The 2,451-nt window shown below is 57.0% G+C and carries 2 protein-coding genes; one reads left to right on the forward strand and one right to left on the reverse strand.

Going from position 1 to position 2,451, the window contains the following annotated elements:
• Positions 1–109: 109 nt before the first annotated feature.
• Positions 110–927, reverse strand: a protein-coding gene (locus tag ACZ4NT_RS39115; protein ID WP_467730187.1) for an IS5 family transposase whose coding sequence is annotated in 2 segments (ribosomal slippage) — positions 110–579 and positions 579–927 — 819 coding nt in all. Because the reading frame shifts where the segments join, the coding sequence is not laid out codon by codon here.
• 397 nt (positions 928–1,324) lie between these two features.
• Between ACZ4NT_RS39115 and ACZ4NT_RS39120 the strand changes: the two genes are divergently transcribed.
• Entirely contained in the window at positions 1,325–2,386 is a 1,062-nt protein-coding gene (locus ACZ4NT_RS39120) for a radical SAM protein (RefSeq protein WP_467730189.1), read from the forward strand.
• Positions 2,387–2,451 lie beyond the last annotated feature (65 nt).

The raw sequence follows: 2,451 nt of genomic DNA on the forward strand, positions 1-2,451 counted from the left end.
GACTCCAACTCACCCGTCCAGCAACTGACTTCAGTCATCCCCTCCATACCAGGACAACGACAACCACCAGCTCAGGACACGAACCGCGGCTGGAGCACTAAACGGTGTCCTATGTGGTGAGGCGGAGGAGCCTCTTGTAGCAGCAGAGGGCGGCGGCGAGTCCGAGAAACGCCAGGTAGTTGCGGGGGTGGCGTTCGTAGCGGTGATTGAGCCGGCGGTATCCGGTCAGCCAGGACATGGTCCGTTCGATGACCCACCTTCGGCGTCCCAGCCGTTCGCCGGACTCGATGCCCTTGCGGGCGATACGAACGCCAATGCGCCTGCCGCGTAACCATTTCCGCAGGTGAGGGATGTCGTAGGCCTTGTCGGCGTGGAGACGCTGAGGCTTGAAGTAGCGGCCCCTGTAGGGATCGTGTCTCGTTTGGTGCCCGGTGATCATGGGTTTCAGGGCGAGGCTGTCATGAGTGTTGGCCGCGGAGAGGCCGACGAGGAGGGGCAGTCCGTTCGCGTCCGACAGGACGTGCATCTTGGAACCCGGCTTGCCCCGGTCCACGGGACTCGGGCCTGTGAGTTCGCCCCTTTTTTCGCCCTCACGTGGGCGGAATCGAGGACCGCTCGGGAGAGATCGAGCAGGCCGGCGTCGTCCAGGCGGTGCAGGATCTCCTCGTGCAGCCGACCCCACACTCCCGCCCGGGACCAGATCAGGAACCGGCGATGCGCGGTCGACTTCGATATCCCGAAGCACGGCGGCAAAGCCCGCCAGGCACACCCGCTGACCAGCACATAGATGATGGCGGCGAACAGCGTCTCATCAGGTGTGTCCCGTGTTCCGCCACCCTGCGGCCGCACCTTCGACGGTGGGATCAGCGGCCCCGCGATCTCCCACAGCCCGTCCGGAACAATCCAACTCCACGTACCCCGCCCCATAACCAAGTCCAACGACCCAGCCCCACATAGGACACGGTCTAAGTACCGACTACTCAAGAAGAATATTCACTTTCGATCGATAGTGGACTTGTTCGCTATTCTAATGGAGTCTGCGAACTAGCCTGATCTATTGGGGTGCAGAATGATGATAACGGCAGTCGCACTGGCACACCCATAACCGTCATCATATTTACATCTGGATTAGCAACGTCATCGCTACTATCCATTTACACATGTCAGCAATATGATGTTTTTCTTGCCGTCGCAAGGCCATAACGGTCGAAATCGTTAACTCGGCGAGACCCTGGAGTCGTTTCGGAAACCGCCATGTCGCCTACTAGTCAATCATAAGCCCCTTTGTCCAGGCGGGAACGAAGAGGGCGGTCGGGTAGGAATCGTGTACGCTTCAACAGGACCCGATGTAATCATCTGGGATCTCACATATTCGTGCCCACTGCGGTGCTCTCATTGCTATTCGGAATCAGGCAGGCGGCCGTCACGGCAAGTCAGCAGGGGTGACATGTTGCGAATAGCTGATGGGATGATTTCACTGCACCCCTCAGGGATCGTCATAAGCGGCGGAGAGCCTTTGATGAACCGGGAACTCTTTCCGGTGATCGACCATATTCGTAGCGCAGGAATTGATACCTCGCTTTACACGAGCGGATGGCTACTGGGTGAAAGAAATATCCTAGATGTAACCGGTCGATTCTCTCAAATACATGTCAGCATAGATGGCGCCAGTGCCGAAATTCACGATAGCATCCGTGGGCGCCGCGGTTCGTTCGATAGGGCTTTGCGGGCACTGGCGTTGCTCGATGAGGCCGTCAGCAATGCTCCGCGCGATGGAGAGAGATTTACTTTTGGCATCTCATGCACAGTCATAAAGGCGAACTTGAGCGAACTGCCCTCCCTCTGTAGAGATATCGCGCCCATGTTCCCAAAAATCAACTTTATCGATCTCGGCGTCGCGATACCAGCGGGGCTAGCGAGTCGGCCAGGATTCGTAGAACATGAACTGCTCACCGATATTGATGTGGAGATGTTCAATACTGTTGAATATCGGCAAAGCTTGAGGGGCTTGACACCGAAAACGGTGGCCCTGAAAATGACTGATGCGAGATTCTTGCAAATGCGGCCTGATTTAATAGCCCGCGGCCAGGCGGCCGCTGAAATTATGCAAGTTGAACCAGATGGCGAGGTTCGGGGCATGGCCGCCTATGAGGGTACAGTGGGTAACTTTTTGACCGACTCTCCTGAGCTCTTGTGGAAACGCGTCGCGCAACACCCCAATGACCCCTTCGTGGTTGAAACACTTGGTCTTGCGTACTCTATGCAGCAGTGGGCGTCAGCAACACGTGAAATTGATAGAAAGTTTGGATCCGTCGCAGCGAAGGCACGGATACAGGCTCGACCTGATTATTCATCGACTTACGAGTTGGTGCGTGATAGCGGATGAGTCATGTCTGGGCGGCCGTGGTGTGTTTTCAGATGGTGGCTGTGCGGTCGGAGACGAGGCTGGCG

This window comes from Streptomyces sp. NPDC026417, from assembly GCF_055567695.1.